Source organism: Actinomyces urogenitalis DSM 15434 (genome assembly GCF_000159035.1).
In the GTDB taxonomy this organism is placed as follows: Bacteria; Actinomycetota; Actinomycetes; order Actinomycetales; family Actinomycetaceae; genus Actinomyces; species Actinomyces urogenitalis.
Window position 1 is genome coordinate 213,647 of record NZ_DS999574.1, and the last position, 21,959, is coordinate 235,605.

18 protein-coding genes are annotated in these 21,959 nt (G+C 69.4%); 15 read left to right on the forward strand and 3 right to left on the reverse strand.

Translation table 11 applies throughout. The annotated features are described in order from the left end of the window. The first annotated feature begins 51 nt into the window (after window positions 1–51). Window positions 52–1,368, forward strand: coding sequence for a C1 family peptidase (locus tag HMPREF0058_RS00905; protein ID WP_024035783.1), 1,317 nt, complete (start codon window positions 52–54; stop codon window positions 1,366–1,368). Between the two features lie 324 nt (window positions 1,369–1,692). Next, window positions 1,693–3,120 carry an adenylosuccinate lyase gene (gene purB, locus HMPREF0058_RS00910; protein WP_006547762.1) on the forward strand — a complete coding sequence of 476 codons (1,428 nt, stop codon included), beginning with the start codon at window positions 1,693–1,695 and terminating at the stop codon, window positions 3,118–3,120. 82 nt (window positions 3,121–3,202) lie between these two features. Here purB and HMPREF0058_RS00915 read toward each other — a convergent pair whose 3' ends face one another. After that, window positions 3,203–4,012 (reverse strand): hypothetical protein, encoded by an 810-nt coding sequence (locus tag HMPREF0058_RS00915; protein ID WP_006547763.1) that lies wholly within the window; start codon window positions 4,010–4,012, stop codon window positions 3,203–3,205. Between the two features lie 139 nt (window positions 4,013–4,151). On the opposite strand from HMPREF0058_RS00915, the gene HMPREF0058_RS00920 reads away from it, so the two are divergent. The 4 genes from HMPREF0058_RS00920 to HMPREF0058_RS00935 all read left to right on the forward strand — a co-directional run bounded on the left by HMPREF0058_RS00920 (window position 4,152) and on the right by HMPREF0058_RS00935 (window position 10,358). Then, a complete protein-coding gene (locus HMPREF0058_RS00920; protein ID WP_006547764.1) occupies window positions 4,152–4,433 on the forward strand; it encodes a metal-sensitive transcriptional regulator in 282 nt (93 codons plus the stop codon). 43 nt (window positions 4,434–4,476) lie between these two features. Beyond that, on the forward strand, window positions 4,477–4,740 hold the full coding sequence (locus HMPREF0058_RS00925) for a heavy-metal-associated domain-containing protein (RefSeq protein WP_006547765.1): 264 nt from the start codon (window positions 4,477–4,479) through the stop codon (window positions 4,738–4,740). 168 nt (window positions 4,741–4,908) lie between these two features. Beyond that, on the forward strand, window positions 4,909–7,494 hold the full coding sequence (locus tag HMPREF0058_RS00930; RefSeq protein WP_006547766.1) for a heavy metal translocating P-type ATPase: 2,586 nt from the start codon (window positions 4,909–4,911) through the stop codon (window positions 7,492–7,494). A gap of 119 nt (window positions 7,495–7,613) precedes the next feature. Then, window positions 7,614–10,358 (forward strand): lysylphosphatidylglycerol synthase transmembrane domain-containing protein, encoded by a 2,745-nt coding sequence (locus tag HMPREF0058_RS00935; RefSeq protein WP_006547767.1) that lies wholly within the window; start codon window positions 7,614–7,616, stop codon window positions 10,356–10,358. 474 nt (window positions 10,359–10,832) lie between these two features. Here the strand turns inward: HMPREF0058_RS00935 and HMPREF0058_RS00940 are convergent, their stop codons facing one another. Then, complete coding sequence (locus HMPREF0058_RS00940) at window positions 10,833–11,762, reverse strand: inositol monophosphatase family protein (RefSeq protein ID WP_006547768.1); 930 nt, start codon at window positions 11,760–11,762, stop codon at window positions 10,833–10,835. 125 nt (window positions 11,763–11,887) lie between these two features. Between HMPREF0058_RS00940 and tdh the strand changes: the two genes are divergently transcribed. Next, window positions 11,888–12,958 (forward strand): L-threonine 3-dehydrogenase, encoded by a 1,071-nt coding sequence (gene tdh / locus HMPREF0058_RS00945; protein ID WP_034236148.1) that lies wholly within the window; start codon window positions 11,888–11,890, stop codon window positions 12,956–12,958. Between the two features lie 12 nt (window positions 12,959–12,970). After that, the gene (locus HMPREF0058_RS00950) at window positions 12,971–14,170 is read left to right on the forward strand and encodes a glycine C-acetyltransferase (RefSeq protein ID WP_006547770.1); all 1,200 of its coding nucleotides are present in this window, start codon (window positions 12,971–12,973) and stop codon (window positions 14,168–14,170) included. A gap of 28 nt (window positions 14,171–14,198) precedes the next feature. On the opposite strand, the gene HMPREF0058_RS00955 is transcribed toward HMPREF0058_RS00950, so the two are convergent. Then, a complete protein-coding gene (locus HMPREF0058_RS00955) occupies window positions 14,199–15,584 on the reverse strand; it encodes an amino acid permease (protein WP_034236152.1) in 1,386 nt (461 codons plus the stop codon). 56 nt (window positions 15,585–15,640) lie between these two features. Between HMPREF0058_RS00955 and HMPREF0058_RS00960 the strand changes: the two genes are divergently transcribed. The 7 genes from HMPREF0058_RS00960 to HMPREF0058_RS00985 all read left to right on the forward strand — a co-directional run bounded on the left by HMPREF0058_RS00960 (window position 15,641) and on the right by HMPREF0058_RS00985 (window position 21,937). Then, entirely contained in the window at window positions 15,641–17,215 is a 1,575-nt protein-coding gene (locus tag HMPREF0058_RS00960; RefSeq protein WP_050765625.1) for a DUF2079 domain-containing protein, read from the forward strand. Next, window positions 17,163–17,657: a fluoride efflux transporter FluC gene (locus HMPREF0058_RS00965; protein ID WP_081449125.1), complete on the forward strand. Its 495-nt coding sequence runs from the start codon at window positions 17,163–17,165 to the stop codon at window positions 17,655–17,657. Before HMPREF0058_RS00960 ends, HMPREF0058_RS00965 begins: the two co-directional genes overlap by 53 nt. Further along, a complete protein-coding gene (locus tag HMPREF0058_RS00970) occupies window positions 17,654–18,103 on the forward strand; it encodes a fluoride efflux transporter FluC (protein WP_006547774.1) in 450 nt (149 codons plus the stop codon). The genes HMPREF0058_RS00965 and HMPREF0058_RS00970 overlap by 4 nt, the downstream gene beginning before the upstream one ends. 170 nt (window positions 18,104–18,273) lie before the next feature. Beyond that, complete coding sequence (locus HMPREF0058_RS00975; protein ID WP_244902069.1) at window positions 18,274–18,699, forward strand: beta/alpha barrel domain-containing protein; 426 nt, start codon at window positions 18,274–18,276, stop codon at window positions 18,697–18,699. After that, the gene (locus HMPREF0058_RS13080; RefSeq protein ID WP_006547776.1) at window positions 18,696–19,064 is read left to right on the forward strand and encodes a carbohydrate kinase family protein; all 369 of its coding nucleotides are present in this window, start codon (window positions 18,696–18,698) and stop codon (window positions 19,062–19,064) included. The genes HMPREF0058_RS00975 and HMPREF0058_RS13080 overlap by 4 nt, the downstream gene beginning before the upstream one ends. A 42-nt stretch (window positions 19,065–19,106) precedes the next feature. Next, window positions 19,107–19,715 (forward strand): PfkB family carbohydrate kinase, encoded by a 609-nt coding sequence (locus HMPREF0058_RS13085; protein WP_006547777.1) that lies wholly within the window; start codon window positions 19,107–19,109, stop codon window positions 19,713–19,715. Between the two features lie 788 nt (window positions 19,716–20,503). Beyond that, the gene (locus tag HMPREF0058_RS00985) at window positions 20,504–21,937 is read left to right on the forward strand and encodes an MFS transporter (RefSeq protein WP_006547778.1); all 1,434 of its coding nucleotides are present in this window, start codon (window positions 20,504–20,506) and stop codon (window positions 21,935–21,937) included. Window positions 21,938–21,959: the final 22 nt, after the last annotated feature.

A 21,959-nucleotide genomic window follows, 5' to 3' on the forward strand; every position in this document is an offset into this window, starting at 1 on the left:
CAGCGCCGACCACAACAGATTCGTGTCACAGGCCAGGTCTAACCTGGCTCCATGAGCACACCTGTCAGCCCCACTTGGGTCGCCGAGCGCAACGCTGCCTTCCGATCAGACCGTGCCGCCCGCGTGGTCGGCAACGCCGTCGCCACCACGGACGTCGAGAAGCTGAGCCTGGACCGCGAGATCCTGACCTCCATCGACTCCTCCGTCTCGGACCTCATCCCGGACGCCTCGATCACGGACCAGAAGCACTCCGGCCGCTGCTGGGCCTTCGCCGGGCTCAACGTGCTGCGCGCCGCGGTGATCAAGGAGCTGAACCTGGAGTCCTTCGAGTTCAGCCAGTCCTTCGTCTACTTCCATGACAAGTTGGAGAAGGCCAACACCTTCCTCACCCACGCCGTGGCTGACGCCCAGGCCGGTGCGGACCTCATGGACCGCTGTGTGACCGCTTCCTTTGAGGCCCCCATCGGGGACGGCGGTTACTGGCCCGAGCTGGCACGCCTGGTCGCGAAGTACGGTGCGGTGCCGCACTACGCCATGCCGGACTCCTTCTCCGCCACCTCCTCGGACGCGATGAACAGCTCCCTGGCCACCGTCCTGCGTCGCGGGGGACTGCGCCTGCGTGCGGCTGTGGCAGCCGGAGAGGACACCGAGCCCATCCATCAGGCCGTCATGGCTGACGTGCACCGGGTGCTGTCCATCCACCTGGGTACCCCGCCCGAGCGCTTTGTGTGGCAGTACCGGGACAAGGACAAGGCCTTCCACCGCGTCGGAGAGATGACGCCGCAGGAGTTCGGGGCCCGTTACGCGGCTGGCGTCATGGACTTCGTGGTCCTGGCCCATGACCCGCGCCCGGAGACCACGCTCCACCACCGCTACGGGATCGAGCGCACGGACCTCATGATCGGCCAGCCCACCCAGGAGCACGTCACCGCCACCCTGGAGGAGATCAAGGCCGCGTGCATCGCCGCGATCCAAGCGGGTACGCCGGTGTGGTTCGCCTGCGACGTCGCCAAGCAGCGAGACAAGGAGACTGGAACCTGGGACGCTGCCCTGCATGACTACGAGGGCCTGTACGGCGTCGACCTGACCATGACCAAGGCTGAGCGCCTGGTCAGCCGCGAGTCCATGCTCACCCACGCCATGTGCCTGACCGGCGTTGACCTGGTCGACGGCGCCCCTCGCCGTTGGCGCGTGGAGAACTCCTGGGGTGACAAGCTCGGGGAGAAGGGCTTCTGGACCATGAACGACTCCTGGTTTGACGAGTACGTCTACGAGGCCGTCGTCCCCACGGTCGGGCTGCCGGAGGAGATCACCACCGCGCTCACGGGCGAGGTGACTGTCCTGCCCCACTGGGACCCGATGCTCTGAGCCGCAGCCAGCACCCGGGCCGGCTGGCAGCACAGGACCCGGCTGCTGGCGGCGGCTGGCCGCTGGCACTCCCACCCACGCCACGGGGTGCGACCTGATGACCAGGTCGCACCCCGCCGTCGTTCACGAGGCAGTTCCTCATGCACAGTCATGAACACTCATGGACAGTCATCGACACTTCTCACCTGCAATGTGTAGATGATTGTCGATGATGAAGATCTCGCCTTGACATGAGCGTCCCACATGGCACGACGCAGGCTGTCACGTCACCTATGCGCGTCGGCCGTAGGGCCGATACAGCCCAGGCCTGGCACAATCAGCCCCATGGTCGACCTGTCCTCGCTCACCCCGCCCATTGCCCTCGGCCCGCTCGACGGCCGCTATCGCTCCGTGACCGCGCCACTGACCAACTACCTGTCCGAGGCTGCCCTCAACCGGGCGCGTCTGCAGGTTGAGGTCGAGTGGCTCATCCACCTCACCGAGGGCCACGTCCTTCCTGGCGCCCCGGTCCTGTCCGCAGCCGAGAAGGCCTACCTGCGCGACGTCGTCGCCTCCTTCGGTGCCGACGAGATCGCTGAGCTCGCCGAGATCGAGGCAGTCACCCGCCACGACGTTAAGGCCGTGGAGTACCTGCTCAAGCGCCGCCTGGACGCAGCGCCCGCCGCGCTGGGTGAGGACACCGTCCTGCCCACGGTCCACGAGATCGTCCACATCTTCTGCACCTCCGAGGACATCAACAACCTGTCCTACGCGCTGACGATCCGCGACGCCGTCCAGGACGTCTGGCTGCCGGCTGCCCGCGGACTCGTAGAGGACCTCACCGCGCTGGCTCATGACAATGCCGACGCCGCGATGCTCTCGCGCACCCACGGACAGGCTGCCACGCCCACCACGCTCGGCAAGGAGATGGCGGTCCTGGCCTGGCGCCTGTCCCGTCAGGTGCGTCGCGTCGAGGCCACCGAGTACCTGGGCAAGATCAACGGCGCCACGGGCACCTACGGAGCGCACGTGGTCTCCGTGCCTGGTGCGGACTGGGAGGCTGTCTCGCGCAGCTTCGTCGAGGGCCTGGGCCTGACCTGGAACCCCCTGACCACCCAGATCGAGTCCCACGACTGGCAGGCCGAGCTCTACTCCGACGTCGCCCGCTTCAACCGGATTGCCCACAACCTGGCCACCGACGTGTGGACCTACATCTCGCTGGGCTACTTCCACCAGCGGCTGAGCGCTCAGGGCTCCACGGGCTCGTCCACGATGCCGCACAAGGTCAACCCCATCCGCTTCGAGAACGGCGAGGCGAACCTGGAGATCTCCTGCTCGCTGCTGGACACCCTGGCCGCTACGCTGGTGACCTCACGCCTGCAGCGCGACCTCACCGACTCCACGACCCAGCGCAACATCGGCGTCGCCTTTGGCCACTCGCTGCTCGCACTGGACAACATCCGCCGCGGCCTGGCCGGGCTGGACGTGGACCGCTCCCGCCTGGCGGAGGACCTCGACGCCACCTGGGAGGTGCTGGGCGAGCCCGTCCAGCAGGCTATGCGCGCCGCCTCCGTGGCCGGGGCTACCGGCATGGCCGATCCCTACGAGCGCCTCAAGGAGCTCACGCGCGGCAAGAAGGTCACGCCTGAGGCCATGCGCGAGTTCATCGCCGGGCTCGGGATGCCGGCCGACGTCGAGGCTCGCCTTCTCGCTCTCACGCCCGCCTCCTACACGGGGCTGGCAGAGCAGCTGGTCTCCCACCTGGAGGGCTAGCCCGCTCCTCATCGGGCGTGTGCGCCTGCGACCGGGTGAAGGACTGATCGCTCTTCACCCGGTCGCAGGCGCACACTCGGCGCTAGATGCAGCCGCGCAGCACGATAAAACCGAGGATCACCAGCGCCCAGAACCAGTTGCGGAAGGCGCGCGCGTCCTTCTCCCGCTCCGCGGCCTCACGAGCCTCTTCCTCGGCAGCCTTGCGCGCTTCCTCGGCCTCACGCTGAGCACGGCGTGCCCTCCGCGCCGCGGCAGCCCGGACCTCCGCGGGGTCGTAACCAGGAGGCGTCGCGCTCCCAGCCCCGGGGGCGTAGCCACTGCCCGCCGTCGCCTTGAGCCGCCCCTGCTGCTGCCGACGTTGACGCCGCTGCTCCTCCACTTGCGCACGCCAGTAGGCGCGCTCCTGCTGCGACAGCTCCCCGGCGGGCCTCGTCCGCACAGCCGCGCCATCGCCCAACGCCGTCTGACGCGAGCTCGCACGCCCCGCAGCTGCGGCTGGCGCCCCAGGCTGCTGGCGAGCCGGCACCGCCGTCGTCCCCGCCAGCCTCCGACTCCTCGCACCACGACGCGACTGGCTCGCTGGCGCAGCCTCCCCGCGGGATCGGGGTGCACCTGGCATGAGGCCGTAGGACGACGTCGAGCCGCTCGCCTCCACCGCAGAAGGGGCGGCGCCAGGAGCGGCATCCAGGACCGAGGCGTCAAACATGAAGGGACCCGGCAGCGGGTCTCCCAGGACCGAGCCAAAGGGTGCGTCATCCACGGTGGGCAGCGAGGGCTCCCAGCCCAACGGCGCCCAGGACAGGGCCGCGTCCTGCTCGTCCGCCTGTCCGGCCACAAAAGTCGCTGAAGAAGCAGGGGTGGTCTCGGGCGCGGCCCCGCGCGTGGCAGCCATGGCCCCAGCATCCCACCCCTGCCGTGATCTCGCGAGCATCCCGCCCTCCAGATACCCCCTCGGAGTACTTGACACCCCTACCCCCTAGGGGTATGTTCGTGGTTGTCAGCAAGGAGCTCACCCACGTCGGAGGCAGACAGTGGCCGGATACACGGGCACCAAAGAGGACTACCTCAAGCGGCTGCGCCGCATCGAGGGGCAGGTCCGCGGCATCTCCCGCATGGTGGAGGAGGACACCTACTGCATCGACGTCCTCACGCAGATCTCGGCCGCTACCAAGGCCCTGCAGGCTGTCAGCCTCGGACTGCTGGAGGACCACATGAGCCACTGCGTCATCCACGCTGCCCAGTCCTCTGACAAGGAGGGGCAGGCCAAGATCCGTGAGGCCTCTGACGCCATCGCCCGCCTCGTGCGGTCCTGACACCCACAACCACCCCAGCAAGCACGCACCCAAGGAGCACATCATGTCCGCCTTCACCCCCACCGGCATCGACCGCACCACCACCCTCAAGCTCTCGGGCCTGACCTGCGGCCACTGCGTCGCCCACGTCACCGAGGAGCTGGAGGCCCTGGAGGGCGTCAAGAACGTCTCCGTCATCCTCAACAAGGGCGGACAGTCCGTGGCCACCGTCGTCTCCGACGTCGTTCTGGACGACGACGCCCTCAAGGAGGCCGTGGACGAGGCCGGCTCCTACACCGTCGACGCCATCGAGCGTGACGAGGCCTAAGACCTCACGCACCACCCAGGGGCCTGGCTACGCCACCTCACCTGGGCCAACTACCGGAGGCTCACCCCTCCCACCACCCGACACCTGACGGCGGCGGACACCCGTCCGCCGCCGTCAGCCTGCCCGCCGGGCACCTGCCGTACGCACCTGCAACCAGGACCTCATCACATGACTCAGCCACTGACCCCACTCGCCGAGACCACCACCGCCCCGCTCGGCACCGTCGACCTCGCCGTGGGCGGCATGACCTGCGCCTCCTGCGTTGCTCGGGTGGAGAAGAAGCTGGGCAAGCTCGACGGCGTCCAGGCCACGGTCAACCTCGCCACCGAGTCCGCTCACGTCGTCCTGACCAAGGAGGTCTCCGACGACGAGCTGGTCGCCGCCGTCGCCCGCGCCGGCTACACGGCCCAGGTCACCAGCCGCCAGGAGGCTGCCGAACCGACCTCGGTCACGGACGTCAGCCCCACCTCGCCTGCCGACGCCGACCTCCGCGCCTCCGCAGGCACCCCCACCACCACAGGCTTCTCCTCCAGCACTGCCCCGGCCTCGGCGTCTCCAGTCGCCCAGGCTCAGGCCGAGCCCTCCAGCGCAGCCTCGACCGCCACGGCGCCACGCATCGGCGCCTCGCAGATCGCTCGGGCCGCTGACCTGAAGAAGCGGCTCATCGTCAGCCTCGTGCTGTCAGTGCCCGTCATGGCCTTGTCCATGGCTCCTGCCCTCCAGTTCACCGGCTGGCAGTGGGCGGTTGCCGCCATGGCGCTGCCCGTGGCGACCTGGGGTGCCTGGCCCTTCCACAAAGCCGCCTTCCAGGCCCTTCGCCACGGCGCCTTCACCATGGACACCCTCGTCTCCCTCGGCGTCATCGCCGCTACTGGCTGGAGCCTGTGGGCCCTGATCTGGGGCGGCGCCGGAGAGCTGGGCATGAGGATGGAGATGGAGCTCCTGCCTCGCTCGGCCGGGCACATGGCACACATGTACTTCGAGTCCGCCGCCTGGGTCACCACCTTCCTGCTGCTGGGTCGGTGGGCTGAGGCCCGCGCCAAGTACCGCTCCGGCGACGCGCTGCGCTCATTGCTGGACCTGGGCGCCAAGGAGGTCACCCGCGTCACCCTGACCTCACCAGCAGGCTCCACCGACGCCGTCGACGTCCTGGACGACTCTGGCACCCCACGCCCGGACGCTGTGCGCAGCCAAGCCGCCATCGCCGTCGACGAGCTGCGCGCCGGGGACCTGTTCTCCGTGCGCCCGGGCGAGAAGATCGCGACCGACGGCGTCGTGATCGAGGGACGCTCGGCCGTGGACGCCTCCATGCTCACCGGCGAGTCCGTGCCCGTCGAGGTCGGCGTGGGCGATGAGGTCACCGGGGCCACCGTCAACACCTCCGGCGTGCTGCTCGTGCGAGCCACCCGCGTGGGTGAGGGCACCACGCTCGCGCGGATCGGTGCCATGGTGACCGCCGCCCAGGCCGGCAAGGCTCCGGTCCAGCGGCTGGCGGACAAGATCTCCGGTGTCTTCGTCCCGGTGGTCATCGCCCTGGCCCTGGGCACGGTGCTGACCTGGCTCGCCCTCGGCCACCCGCTGCAGCAGGCCTTCATGGCCGGGGTCTCCGTCCTCGTCATCGCTTGCCCCTGCGCCCTGGGCCTGGCCACGCCGACGGCGATCCTCGTGGGCTCAGGCCGCGCCGCCCAGCTGGGCGTGGTCCTCAAGGGCCCGGAGGTCCTGGAGTCCACCCGCACCCTGGACACGATCGTCCTGGACAAGACCGGCACCGTCACCCAGGGCCGCATGAGCCTGGACAACGAGGCGGATCTCGCCGCCCTGGCCGGCACCCCTGCCCAGGCCCTTGCCCTGGCCGGAGCGGTCGAGGCGGCCTCCGAGCACCCCGTGGCCGCGGCGATCGCCCGGTCGGCGACGGCGCAGCTGGGCTCCCTGCCCCCGGTCACCGACTTCTCCAACCACTCCGGCCGCGGCGTGACCGGCACCGTGACGCTGGAGGGAACCTCCTACGCCGTCGCCGTCGGCCGGCCGGCATGGCTCGCCGAGCAGGGGCTGGAGCTTCCCGCCCGGGCGAGCGACGCCGTCGCCTCCTTCCAGGACTCCGGGGCCACCGCCGTCGTCCTGCACGCCAGGCCGCTGGCACCTCAGGCCGAGGCCGACGGAGCGAGCCTCACCGCGCAGCCCGTCATGGCGGTCTTCGCCGTGCGCGACACGCTGCGCCCCTCCTCAGCCGAGGCCATCGCCCAGCTGCGCAACCTCGGCGTGCGACCGGTGCTGCTAACCGGGGACAACGCCCGGGCAGCCGCCCACGTGGCGGCGCAGGTCGGCATCCCGCAGGAGGACGTGCGCGCCGAGGTCCTGCCCGGGGACAAGCGCGACGTCGTCGCCCAGCTCCAGGCTGAGGGGCACAACGTGGCCATGGTCGGCGATGGCGTCAACGACGCCGCCGCCCTCGCCCAGGCTGGCACCCAGGGACTGGGCTTCGCGATGGGCACCGGCACGGACGTGGCGATCGAGGCCGCGGACGTCACGCTCGTTCGTGCGGACCTGCTGGCAGCCGTGGACGCGATCCGGGTGGCGCGTCGGACGCTGGAGATCATCAAGCAGAACCTGTTCTGGGCTTTTGCCTACAACGTCGCCGCGATCCCGCTGGCGGCCGCCGGGCTGCTCAACCCCATGATCGCCGGCGCCGCCATGGCCGCCTCCAGCGTCATCGTGGTGACCAACTCCCTGCGGCTGCGCCGGGCGGGGCGCTAGCAGCCAGCGGCCCAGCCAGCGCAGCGGGCACTGCTACCACGCACGGAGTACCCGTACCCGGCGCCATATCCTCCTGAAGGTCGATCTCGCGCCGGGTACCTGCCCGTAAAATCACGCCCATGACCGACGCCGTCCCCGGGCCTGACAGGCAGCCCGCAGACTCTGACGCCCCGGCGACCTCGCCGGTCGGCATCCCGCGCATCGGTATCGCCCCCGTGGCCGAGCCAGTACCCCCGCGTACCCCGGTCATCCGCTCACGCACCCTCCTAGTGGACTCCGCTCCTACCCGGCTGCGCCGCGCCGAGGACCTCCTGGACCTCAGCCTCAGCCTCCTAGGGGCGTTGAGCATGATCATCCTGGCGGCCTATGCCCACGAGACGACCACGGGCGTCACCCAGGACGTCCAGAACGCTCTGGCTGTGGTGCTCCGACAGATTCTCGTCTTCCCCCTCCAGGCCATTGAGGGCCTGGTGACCTTCCTCGTCCCACTGGCTGTCCTGCTCGAGCGCGTCCTGCGCCGCTCGTGGCGCAGCGCCGGCCAGGCCGCGGTGGGCGCGGTCGCCGGCTGGGGGGTCGGTCTGCTGGCCTACACCCTGCTGGAGACCTGGGGGCCGGACTCGGTCATCGCCGGTCTGACCGTCTCTGGCTCCGGATCGGCCCAGCTGGGCGTCTCCGCCACCTTCGCCGCGCTGGCCGGGCTGCTCACGGGTGCCGGTGAGCGCCGCTCGACCCCAGCCGCCCGCTACGGCTGGGTGGCGGTGTGGCTCGTCGTCGGCCTAGCAGTGCTGCGCAGCGCCTTGACCCTGCCTGGCGCGCTCCTGTCCGTGCTCCTGGGCCGGGCCATCGGTCTCGCCGTGCGCTACGCCTTTGGGGTCGATGACCGGCGTGCCCACGGCGTGGCGCTCGTGCGGGCCCTGCGGCGCGCCGGGGTCGACGCCGTGCGAGTGGTCCGCATGGACTCCGCTCCCCAGGCCTCGGCCTGGACCGTCACGACCGACGCCCCGCTGGGCTACACCGAGCAGGTGCGTGAGACCCCCTTGGCCGCTCCCGAGTCCCTTGAGGAGGAGCAGGCCGAAGACGAGGCACTCGAGCAGCTCACCCCACAGGCTCCCTCCCAGGAGGGCGGTGACGCCAACACGATCATGCCTGCCGACGACGTCGACCTGTCCGCCGTCATGGCCCAGGCACACTCCGCCGCGTTGAGCGAGGGCCGTCCCTCCATCCACCGCCTTTACGCGGTCTGGGACACCGCTGGGGTGCGCCGCGACGTCACGGTGCTCGACGCCGACCGACAGGTTGCCGGATTCCTCGCCACGGTCTGGGACCGGCTGCGAGTCAAGGGCTTGTCCCCCAGCCGCGACATGTCCGTGCGCCCAGCCGCAGAGCACGCGGCTCTCATGGCGCTGGAGGCCTCCCGGGCCGGCGTGCGCACCCCCGCACTCTTCGGCCTGGCCGAGGCGAGCGAGTCGATGCTGCTGGTAACCGAGCACGTCGTAGGCGCCCGCTCTTTTGACGAGGTCGACCCTTCCAGCCTGTCAGATTCGGTGCTGGAGCAGCTGTGGGACCAGGTGCGCCGCGGTCACGCCGCAGGCCTGGCTCACCGCGAGCTCGCCGCCTCCAGTGTTGTGCTCGACGCCGAGGACCAGATCTGGCTGCTGGACTGGGACTCTGGAGAGACGATCTCCAACGAGCTGTCCCGCCGCGTGGACCTCGCCCAGACCCTGGCACTCGTCGCGACGACGGTGGGGGTGGAGCGTGCTATCAGGACGGCCTCGCGCACGCTGTCCACGGAACAGCTCGCTTCCATCGCTCCCATGCTGCAACGGGTTGTCCTGCCCTCCTCCACACGCGAGGCGATGGGCCGGCGAGGCACCGTGCTCCAGGAGCTGCGCGACGCCCTGGTCGAGCTGACTCCCACCGCGCACGCTGAAGCCGCCAAGGTCACCCGCTTCTCCTGGCGGACCGTCATCATGGCCGTCATCGGCCTGGTGGCCCTGTGGACGCTGCTGGCCCGGATGAACTTCGAGCAGATCAGCCAGGCGGTGGCCGAGGCCAACGTCTGGTGGATCATCGGGGCACTCGTCTTCTCCCTGGCCACCTACCTGGGGGCAGGCCTGAGCCTGGTGGCCTTCTCCCCGGTGCGTCTGAGTGTGTGGCGCTCCACCGAGGTGCACCTGGCCTCCTCGGTGGTCTCCCTCGTGGCACCGGCCGGCGTGGGAGGTGCGGCGATCAACCTGCGTTTCCTTGCCCGCAAGGGCGTGCCGACCGCCACCGGCGTGGCCACGGTGGCACTGGTCCAGGTGGTCCAGTTCGTCGTCACCGTGGTCCTGCTCGTGGTGCTGGCAGCCACCACCGGTCAGTCCACCGGGCTCACGCTGCCCTCGGGCTGGGTCATGCTGGCCGCCGTGGTCCTGGTGGGGCTGGTCGCGGTCTCCTTGTTCATCCCGAAGGTGCGCACCTTCCTCTGGGCCAAGATCGAGCCGACCTACCGTCAGGTGTGGCCGCGGCTGGTCTGGGTACTGTCCAACCCTGGCCGCCTGGCGCTGGGCATCGGAGGCACGCTCCTGCTGAGCGTCAGCTACATCCTGGCCTTCGGGGCCAGCCTGTGGGCCTTCGGTTACACCCTGTCCTTCTCGGTCCTGGCCATCACCTATCTCGCTTCCAATACGGTCGGCTCCGTGGTTCCCTCTCCTGGCGGTATCGGCCCTGTTGAGATCGCACTGACCGCTGGACTGGTGACCGCCGGGGTGCCCAGCGGTGTGGCGCTGTCCACGGCGATCGTCTACCGCCTGGTCACCTTCTGGATCCCGATCCCGGTGGGTTGGCTGAGTCTGCAGCGCCTGCAGAAGAAGGGTGACCTCTAGGTCCTCCTCGGGAGAGAGTCGGCGCGTAGGGCCGGGCCCCCTGGCTTCCGACGTAGTGGTGCCGCGAAGTTGGCGGCAGGCGGCGTCACCGCAGTGTCACGGCACGGGCGCGCGGCAGTGTGGTGGCGCGGTGTCGCAGTGTCGTGGTGTGGCAGCTCGACGGCGTGCATGGGCAATGGTCGCTACCCTCCCGCCATCGCCGCTACTCCTTGGTGTCGCTCGCTACCCCGCAGCACGCGCTACCGGGTAGCGACCAACACCAAGGAGTAGCGACAGGCACAACGGGGTAGCGAAAGGCAGGAGACGGTAGCGACCGGCACCATGGGATAGCGGCGAAAGCGGAGGATGGCGCACACAAGCGTGGTCGACCAACACCACGAGATAGCGACACTCAGAACGAGGTAGCGGCAGGCGCTATGTGGTCGCCATCAACGCCGAGAACAAGCGCTGCCGGCGCGGACGACCCTCCGGCGCTCAACCTTCGATAAGGCGCCGCGCCATCGTGGCGTGCGCGCTCGCCGGCCCAGCCAGTACCGAGCCTGCCTCCCGCACGTCCAGACTCGCGCCGTCCATACGAGTGACAACGGCGCCAGCCTCCTGGCACAACAGCACTCCCGCCGCCACATCCCAGGTCTGCAGACGCGTATGCACCAGGCACCCCGCCCGCCCGGCCGCCACCTCGGCCAGCTCCAGCGCCGCCGCACCGTACACGCGCAGTCCCCGCGAGCTCTCGATGATCTCCGGCAGGTGTCGCAGGGCCGCCATGGCATGCAGATGAGCGATGACGACGCCGTCAGCCAGCTCGCTGTCCTCAACCACCATCGGTCGAGCTCCAGGCACAAGGTGAGCCACTACCGAGGCAGGCTCCGCCCCGTGGCTGACTGCGCCGTCGCCGGATGCCCCAGGCACTGCCGATTCACCGGACATGTGGGATGCACCGTCGTCGCTTCCCACCGAGGCAGCCGTCTCAGGCGGGCAGCAGCAAGCGTCGCCCTCCCGCAGCCCAAGCCGCCCCTCCCAGGCGCCACGTCCCGCGAGCGCCACGTAGAGCCGGTCGTCCACCGGGTCGGCGACGATGCCGAGCACCGGCCGTCCATCCTCAACCAGGGCAAGCGAGATCGCCCAGCCCCGGTGAACAGCCACGTAGTTGAGGGTGCCGTCGATGGGGTCGAGCACCCACACCCGCCCGGCCCAGGAGCCCGCCGCGTGCGCCTCCTCGCCCACGAACGCGTAGCCGGTGGGGGCGAGCATCTCCGCGATGAGCGCCTCGACCCCACGGTCAACCTGCGTGACGACGTCGTTGCGGTTGCGCTTGGTGTCAATCCGCAGGCTCTCGCCCGGGTCCAGTGCCAGGCGCGCCCCCGCACGCACCGCCTCAAGCCCCTGAGCCAACAGCTCGTCCATGATCGCTTCCTCTCACGTCGGTGAAGTGGCCTCGACCTCAGTAGCCTAGGACCTGGGCGCGCGCTACCCGCGCACCGCCCCACCACGGCGCGATGAGGCGCCCCGCACAGCATGAGGAGATCCCGATGCGCGCACTCCGCAAGCCGGCCCCCGGGCCGGGCCTTGAGCTCCAGGAGATCCCAGAGCCCAGTCCTGGGTTCCGTGAGGTCAAGATCCGCGTGCTGCGCACCGGGCTGTGCGGCACCGACCTCCATCTGGCCGGGTGGGACGAGTTCGCTGCCGCCCAGCTCAACCCGCCCATGACGCTGGGCCACGAGTTCTATGGGGAGATCGTTGAGATCGGTCGAGGAACCGCCACGGACGCCACCACCGCCGACGATGACACCGACTACCTCTCCATCGGCCAGCGCGTGAGCGTGGAGGGTCACATCACCTGCGGCCGGTGCCGCAACTGCCGGGCGGGACGCCGCCACCTGTGCATCCGTACCAACTCCATCGGCGTCAACCGCGACGGCGCCTTCGCCGATTACGTCGTGGTGCCGGCGCGCAACGTCTGGCCGCAGGCCGATGAGATCGACCCGGACCTAGGAGCGCTGTTCGATCCCTTCGGCAACGCCGTCCACACCGCCCTGCAGTTCCCGCTGGCCGCAGAGGACGTGCTGGTCACCGGCGCGGGCCCGATCGGCGTCATGTGCGCGGCGATCGCCCGCCACTGCGGGGCACGCAACGTCGTCATCACCGACCTGTCCGACTACCGGCTGTCCCTGGCGGCCAAGGTCGGGGCAGTCACGGTCAACACCGCCCAGCAGGACCTGCGCGAGGTCATGACGAGCCTGGGAATGACTGAGGGCTTCGACGTTGGCCTGGAGCTGTCCGGCGCTCCGGCCGCGACCCGCCAGATGATTGAGGTCTGCAACCACGGCGCGAAGATCGCGATGCTCGGACTTCCCAAGGCCGGCTACGAGGTGGACTGGAACCAGGTCATCACCCACATGCTCACCATCCAGGGCGTCTACGGTCGCGAGATGTATGACACCTGGTACAAGGGAAGCTTCATGCTGGGCTCCTCTCGCGAGCTGCGTGACCAGATCCGCGGCATCATCACCCACCGTTTCGCACCCGAGGAGTGGAGCCAGGCCTTTGAGGCCGCTCGCTCTGGGCAGTGCGGCAAGGTCATCATCAACTGGGAAGACTGACAGGAGCTGAGCGTGTTCACCTTCAAGGACGAGATCATCCAGGAGCTGGCCGGCATCGAGGAGGCTGGCCTGACCAAGCGCGAGCGCATCATCACCTCCGCCCAGGGCAGCGAGGTGGAGACCGAGTCCGGGCCGGCGCTGAACTTCTGCGCCAACAACTACCTGGGGCTGGCCGATGACTCGCGCGTGCGCGAGGCCGCCCAGGATGCCCTGGAGCAATGGGGATTCGGGATGAGCTCGGTGCGCTTCATCTGCGGCACCCAGTCCCCCCACCGCGAGCTGGAGCGCGAGCTGGCCGACTGGCTGGGCACGGACGATGCCATCCTCTTCTCCAGCTGCTTTGACGCCAACGGGGCCATCTTCGACGTGCTGCTGCGCGCCGGGGACGCGATCATCTCTGACGCCCTCAACCACGCCTCGATCATCGACGGCGTGCGCCTGTGCAAGGCCACGCGCTACCGCTACGCCAACGGGGACGTGGCAGACCTGCGCCGCCAGCTGGAGGCGGCCCGAGAGGCCGGGTCTGAGCGGATCATGATCGTGACCGACGGCGTGTTCTCCATGGACGGCTGCTACGCACCCCTGTCTGAGATCGTGGAGGCCGCCGAGGAGTTCGGCGCGCTGGTCATGGTGGACGACTCCCACGCCACCGGCTTCGTCGGCGCCACGGGTGCCGGCACGCCCGAGCTGCTGGGCGTGCAGGTGGACGTCCTGTCCGGCACCCTCGGCAAGGCACTGGGCGGGGCCAGCGGTGGCTATATCGCTGGGCCGCAGGAGATCGTTGACGTCCTGCGACAGCGCGCCCGGCCGTACCTGTTCTCCAACACGGTCGCGCCGGCCGTGGTGGGTGGCAGCCTGCGGGCGGTGCGCATCGCCCGGCACGCCGACGAGTCCCGAGCTGCGCTGGCCCGCAACGCCGAGCTCTTCCGCTCCCTGATGGCGCAGGCCGGCTTCGATCTCCTACCCGGCTCCCACGCGATCGTGCCCGTCATGTTCCCGGGAGAGGATGGTGCCCGCCTGGCGGCTCAGATCGCCGACCGGATGCTGGAGCTGGGCGTGTACGTCATCGCCTTCTCCTACCCGGTGGTGCCCAAGGGCAAGGCCCGGATCCGGGTCCAGCTCTCCGCCGCCCACAGCGAGGCAGACGTGCGCCGGTGCGTGGAGGCCTTTGTCCAGGCGCGCGCCGACATCGCGCAGCAGCTCTCCCGGTAGTAGCTCGCCCGGCAGCCCGCGCAGCAGCTCACTCGGTCCGGGCGCGCGCCAGGCGGCGTCCCCGCAGCCACCAGGCCGCGCCCAGGGCCACGAGCCACAACGGCGAGACCGCCACCGCCATCCGGGTGTCCTGCGCCAGCGTCAGCGTCCAGGTGACGAAGGCGAAGAACACCAGGCTGCCCCAGGCCGCCACCCGCCCGCCGGGCACCGTGAAGGCGCTGGCCGCGTGCCGCTCGGGGTAGATCCGGCGGTACCGCAGGTAGGAGACCACGATGACGCACCACACGAGGATGAACAGCACGCTCGCCACCGTGGTCACCAGGGTGAAGGCGTCCATGATGGAACCGGACAGGTAGAGCAGCGGGATCGCGCACAGCAGCCCGGCGCAGGTCACCAGCAGGGAGGCGCCCGGCACGCTGCGAGCTGTCAGCCTGCGGAAGACCGACGGCGCCTGGTCAGCCATCGCCAGGCCGAACAGCATCCGGGAGGTGGAGTAGATACCCGAGTTGGCGCTGGAGGCCGCGGCCGTGAGCACCACGAAGTTGACCACGCTGGCGGCCACCCCGAGCCCGGCCAGGGAGAACATGGCCACGAAGGGGCTGTCTTCCGGCGAGACCTCCCGCCAGGGGGTCACCGCCATGATGGCCGCGAGCGCGCCGAGGTAGAACAGGACGATCCGCAGCGGGATCGCGTTGATGGCCTTGGGCAAGGTGACGTGAGGGTCCTTGGCCTCGGCGGCGGCCGTACCGATCAGCTCAGTGCCCACGAAGGCGAAGACGGCGATCTGAAAGGCCCCGGCAAAGCCGTGGAAGCCGTGGGGGAACAGCCCGCCGTCGTTCCACAAGTTGGCCACATCAGCCCGGGCTCCGTTAGGCGCCTGGAATCCGATCGCCACCATGTAGATCCCCACCGCCACTAGGGCGATGATGGCCACGATCTTGATGATGGAGAACCAGAACTCAATCTCACCAAAGGCCTTGACCGTGGCCAGGTTGAGCCCGAGCAGCACGACGACGGCGACCACCGGCGGGATCCACAGCGGCAAGGTGGGCCACCAGAAGCGCACGTAGCCGGTAATGACCACCACCTCGGCCACCGCCGTCACCAGCCAGCAGAAGTAGTAGGTCCACCCGGTCATATACCCGGCCCAGGGCCCGATGAGGTCGTGGGCGACGTCCGCGAAGGAGCGGTACTCCAGGTTGGAGAGCATGACCTCGCCCAGTGCCCGCATCACGAGGAACAGCACGGCGCCGATGATGGCGTAGACCAGAAGCACCCCTGGGCCAGCCAGGGAGATCGTCTTGCCTGAGCCCATGAACAGGCCCGTGCCGATAGCCCCACCGATCGCGATGAGCTGGACGTGACGGTTCGTCAGGCGTCGCTGGAGCTGGGCCTCATCCTGCTGCTCATCCATGGCATCTCCTTGGGGCTGGGTCCCGGGCATTTTAGTCCCCCGCTAGGCTCTGACCGATGTGTGCATCTGCAACCCGCTTCCCTGCGCGTGGGCGCCACCTTCCGGCGGCTGCCGTGACAGTGGTCGGCGCAGCCGTCTTCATCGCGCTGTCCGTCGGGCAGTGGCGCTCCTACCGGGTCCCCAGCTGGGACCTGGCGATCTTCTCCCAGCTGGCCAAGGACTACGCCCATCTTCAGGCCCCGATCGTGCCGATCAAGGGCGAGGGCTTCAACCTCCTCGGCGATCACTTCCATCCCATCCTCGTCCTGCTGGCCCCCGCCTGGTGGATCGCGCCCAGCCCTCTGACGCTGCTCATCGTCCAGGACCTGCTCCTGGCTGTGTCCGCCTGGCCGCTAACCCGCCTGGCCACCCGCTGCCTCGGCGCGGTCGGCGGCACGGTGCTCGGCCTGGTCTACGTCCTGTCCTGGGGCCTGCAGACGGCGGTGGCGGCCCAGTTCCACGAGATCGCCTTCGCCGTGCCGCTGCTGGCCTGGGCCTCGGCCGCCTTTGCCGAAGGCCGCTGGTGGGCGGTGGCAGGGTGGTCCGCACCCCTGGTCCTGGTCAAGGAGGACCTGGGGCTCACGGTCCTCATGATCGGGCTTGCCATCGCCTGGCGAGGGCGCCACAGCGGTCCCGCCGGCGCTCCCGCTCGCGCCCGGCTGCGGCTGGCAGGCCGGGTCATGGAACCGACGACGGCGCAGCTGGGCCTCGGCCTGGCCGTCTTCGGGGTGGTGGCCTTCTTGGTGACGGTGGGCCTCATCCTGCCCGCGCTGTCCCCGACGGGCACCTGGGAGTACGGGCTGAGCGGCAACACCTCGGACGGCTCAGCCTCCTCCGCCCCTGCCACGGCGCACCTGCTGCTGCGCGCGCTGTGGCCACCGGTCAAGCTCGTCACCGTGCTCCTGCTCGTCATGACGGCGGGCGTGATCGGCCTGGCCTCCCCATGGATGGCGGTCATGGTGCCCACGCTCGCCTGGCGCTTCCTGTCCACCAAGAGCACCTACTGGGACTGGTCGCAGTGGCACTACAACGCCGTCCTCATGCCGATTGCGCTGGGAGCGCTGCTGGAGGTACTCCTCCGCTTGCGCCGCCGGCACGCCCAGGCAGCCGACGACGTCGCCCGTCCCCGCCCGAAGACTCTCCGACGGCGCACGGCCTCCAGCTTGTCTCTGTGGCACCCCTGCGTCCCCACCTGGCTCCGGGCCACGGCCGTGGTCGCCGTCGTCATCCCCGCGGTCACCGCCCTGTGGATCGCGCCTGCCCTCCCGCTGGCCCAGATGACCGAGCCGGGCTGGGGCCAGGTACCGGCACGCGCAGCCTCGGCGCAGGAGATCGTCAGCCTCATTCCCCGTGGTGCCACGGTCGAGAGCGACCTGGGCCTGCTGCCCTACCTCGTGCCGCAGCACACCGTCTACTGGGTGGGCACCGCCCAAGGGGTCACCCCGGACTACGTCGTCGTCGATCCGCTCTCGGGCAGCTGGGGTGCGATAGCCCCCCAGGATGCGGCCGCGTGGGCGCAGGAGCAGACTGGGACCCGCTATGAGCTCATCTTCGACCGCGACGACTACCAGGTCGCCAAGCGCGTGGGTTAGGCAGCACCAGGCGCCGCTTGCCGTCTTCGCAGGCGGGGCGCTGGGCACATTGGTCCGCGCCGGGCTGGCCCGCCTGTGGCCTCATACCGCCGGAGAGCTGCCGACGGCGACCCTAGCGGTCAACCTCGTCGGTGCCCTCGCGCTCGGCTTCCTCCTGGGCCGCCTCGCCCTGGCCCCTGACACTGGGTGGCGGCGCACGCTGCGCCTCGGGCTCGGGACGGGCTTCATGGGCGGACTGACGACCTACTCCACCTTCATCGTGGAGGTCGAGCACCTGGCCGGCGGCGCCGACCTGCTCGGCGCGGCGACCTACCTAGCCGGCTCGCTGGTGGCCGGGGTCGCGCTGGCCGCCGTCGGCCTGTGGCTGGCCGGGCTCGGTGCACGACGTCGCACGGCTCTCCCCACGCTTGGCGAGCCGACTGGGCAAGGAGGTCAGTCATGACCGCGGCGACCTGGCTCCTGCTCGCGCTGGCAGGCGGGCTGGGTGCGGTCACGCGCTTCAAGGTTGACTCACGCGTGGGCGCCGTCGTCGCGGCGCGACGTCAGCGAAGGCGCACGGCTGATGCATCCTCAGCCGCCGTCACAGGCGCGGGCCGCCGCCTGCTCGTCGCGGTTCCCCTGGGCACGGTCGTGGTCAACGTCAGCGCCTGTCTGCTGCTCGGCCTCCTGACCGGCGCCAGCGGCGCACTCGCGCCCACGCTCGTCACGATCCTGGGAACCGGCTTCCTTGGCGGCTACTCCACCTTCTCCACCGCCTGCGTGGAGGCTGCGCGGCTCATGCTCTCCGGCCGGCCGTGGGCCGGGTTCCTTCACGCTGTCACCATGGCGGGCACGAGCCTGCTGGCCGCGGTGGGAGGTCTCGCCCTCGGTGCCGCGCTCGCGGCCTAGGACGCTGGCCTCTCTCGCCTGCTCCCCCAATCGGCAACATAGTGCAACCCAGCCGGGCCCCTCATGCCCGCTCCTAGCCTGGATCCAGCCCCGCGCCGCAGCCTGCGTCTTGACGTAGGTGCCGCTGCGGCGCCATCGACGTCGCCTGACACAGGCAAAGGAGATCGCCCGTGTCACTACAAGACCTCTTGTCCGCCAACCCTGTTGTCCCCGTCGTCGTCGACTCCGCCCAGGAGGGCATGGGCGTGGGCCGGGCCCTGGTGGCTGGCGTCATATCCCTGCCCGCCTGCACGGACGGCTCGTGGATCATGGCCGCTCTGGCTCTGGGCCTGGACACCGTCAAGTTCTTCCCCGCCGAGGCCAGTGGCGGGATCGCCACGATCAAGGCGCTGTCCGCCGCCTTCCCCGGACTGCGCTTCATGCCTACCGGCGGCGTGAGCGCGGCCAACCTGGCGGACTACCTCTGCGTCCCGGTCGTCGCCGCCTGCGGTGGGTCCTGGATGGTCAAGAAGGACCTGGTCAAGGCCGGCGCGTGGGAGGAGATCACCCGGCTGTCCGCCGAGGCTGTTGCCATCGCGAAGGAGTGTGGCCGATGAGCGCCCCCGTCACTGTCCGCCCCGCCCAGGAGTGCCGTTACGACGTCGTCTCGCTCGGCGAGGTCATGCTGCGTCTGGACCCCGGCGAGGGACGCGTGCGCACCGCACGCCGCTTCGAGGCCTGGGAAGGAGGCGGCGAGTACAACGTCGCGCGCGGGCTGTCACGCTGCTTCGGCCTGCGCGCCGGTGTGGTCACCGCACTGGCTGACAACGAGGTAGGCCACCTCATCGAGAATCTCATCCTGGGCGGCGGCGTGGCCCCGATGATCCACTGGGCCTCCTATGACGGCATCGGCCGCAGCGTGCGCAACGGCCTGAACTTCACCGAGCGCGGCTTCGGCGTGCGCGGCGCCGTCGGCGTCTAGGACCGCGGCCACACCGCGATCTCCCAGCTGCGTCCGCAGGACGTGGACTGGGAGGACCTCTTCGGTCGGCAGGGTGTGCGCTGGCTGCACACCGGAGGCATCTTCGCGGCGCTGTCTGAGCAGGCCGCCGAGGTGGCTCAGGCCGCCATGCAGGCCGCGCACGAGCACGGCACGATCGTCTCCTACGACCTGAACTACCGCCCCTCGCTGTGGAAGGGGATCGGTGGGATCGAGCGTGCCCAGGAGGTCAACCGTGCCCTGGCCCGCTACGTCGACGTCATGATCGGCAACGAGGAGGACTTCACCGCCTCCCTCGGCTTCGAGGTCGAGGGCGTGGACGCGAACCTGTCCAAGCTGGACACCTCCGCCTTCGAGGCGATGATCGAGCAGGTGACCAGCGAGTTCACGAACTTCAAGGTCGCCGCCACGACGCTGCGTCAGGTGCGTACCGCCACCGTCAACGACTGGGCGGCCATCGCCTGGTCTCGCGAGGGCGGATTCGTCCACTCCACCCAGCGCCCCGGTCTGGAGATCCTGGACCGTGTGGGAGGCGGCGACTCCTTCGCTTCCGGCCTCATCTATGGCCTGATGGAGCTGGGGGACCTGCTCAGGCCGTCGAGTACGGCGCTGCCCACGGCGCGATGGCCATGACGACTCCGGGTGACACGACCATGGCGACCAAGGCTGAGGTCGAGCGCCTGGTGGCCGGCGGAGGCGCCCGAGTCCAGCGCTGAGACCTGCGCTCCTCGGGGCGGTGGCACCACTGGCGTGCCACCGCCCCGTCTTTGTGGTGCTGGTGGGAAGGGAAGAAAGGGCGGGTGAAAGGGCACGGTCAGTCGCCTGCAGTCCTCCCTCTCCCTCTCCCTCCCGCTCCCTGCCTCCCATCCACTCCTCCCCCACCCCCGCTCCTCCCTCCCACCCACACCTTCCCCCACTCTCCCCCCACTCCCGTCGGTTTAGGCCGGGAACAGTCGCTTCGGTTGCGGCAAGCACGGAGATCGACGGTCCAAGGCCTAAACCGATCAGGCGCCGGCAGACCTGAGCCATCGCTTTAGGCCGGGAACAGTCGCTTCCGTTGCGGCAAGCACGGAGATCGACGGTCCAAGGCCTAAACCGACGGATTCATGGGACCGGTGAGGTGGGCATAGCGGGTTAAGGACCTCAAGCGACGGGACGACGGCACCTGATGGCCCCGGCAACATCACCCCGGCAGCACCACCCCGGCGCCACCTCGGCGCCACCTCGGCGCCACCCAGGCAGCGTTGCCTGCCACCATGGACCCTTCGGCGCCCAACAACCAACACTGTGACCGAATGCACGAACCATCCTGGAATGCCCTCGCCCAGCGGTCATTGACGAACGCTCACAAAGCTGCTTCAATCGTTGTCGAATAAAAATGACCGGACGGTTAATCCGCCCGCACGGCCAAAGGAGGCCTCATGGCTAGCACCGCCGCAGCAGATCCCCGGCTGGAAGAGCCGACTCGTCCTGGCACCTCCGCCAAGTACCTGGGTGGACGCCCCTTTATCCAGTACGTCATCTCCTTCATCATCTCCTCCCTCTTCCTCTTCGCCTGCTACGCGGCGATGGCCGGCATCCTCCTGCCGAACTCGGTCCAGACCATCGAGTTCCAGCACTACTTCGACGGCACCACCGTCCAGTCCGTCAACGACGTCCAGCAGCTCACCCAGCTGCGCCAGGCTGTGGACGCCGGGACCGCGACTGCCACCGGCGAGGAGCAGCACCTGCTGGACCTCCTGGCTCAGTACGAGGGCGCCCGAGCCAAGTCGATCTCCCTCATGATGTCGATCGGCTCGCTGTTCACCCTCTTCGCCCAGCCCGTCATCGGCGTCATCTCTGACCGGTGGCGCTCGAAGTTCGGCCGCCGCGCTATGTGGATCGTCATGGGCGCCATCGGCGGAGCGGTCTTCATGGTCGGCCTGCGCTACTCCTCGACCATCGCGATGCTCACGCTCTTCTGGACCGTGGGTCAGGTCTCCCTCAACATCATGCAGGCCCCGCTGTCCACCACCGTGGCGGACCGCGTCCCCCAGGACAAAGTGGGCCTGGTCTCCGGCCTGTCCGGCATCGGCATGATGCTGGGCTTCACCGGCGGCAGCATCATCGCCGGCATCCTGTTCAACACTCTTGGCCTGGACACCTACTTCGTCTTCGCCCTGGGCGTGGTCATCGGTGCGCTCCTGTTCGTTACCTTTGCCAAGGACCGCTCCTCCAAGGACCTGGAGGTGGAGAAGTTCGACTGGATCTCCTTCTTCAAGGGCTACACCATCCCGCTGCGCGACCACGACTTCCGCTGGACCTGGATCGCCCGCTTCTTCATGTTCTTCGGCTACACCGCCATCTCGAACTTCGTCCTCTACATCCTCCAGTCCCACCTTCAGCCGGCCCTGTCTGCCTCTGAGGCCAACACGACCTTCGCCACGCTGTCCTCGGCCGCTCTGCCCGGCCAGCTGCTCATGATGCTCGTGGCCGGCCGCTGGTCGGACAAGGTGGGTCGCCGCAAGCCCTTCGTCATCGGCTCCTCGATCGTCATCGCGGCCCTCATGGCCCTGCCGCTGCTCTTCCCGAGCCTGCCGATCTTCTACGTCTTCTACATCGGCATGGCTGCTGCCTACGGCATGTACATGGCCGTGGACACCGCCCTGTTCATTGACGTCCTGCCCGACCCTGAGGCCGCGGGCCGCGACCTTGGCGTGGCCAACGTGGCCACCAACATCGGTCAGATGCTTGCCCCGGTGGTGGCTGGCCAGGTCGTGGCCATCACTGCCGGCTACGACGCCCTGTTCATCATGAGCGTCGTCTCCGTGGTCATCGCCGCCCTCGCCATCATCCCGGTGCGCAAGATCAAGTGACGACGGCGCCGCCAGGCACCGG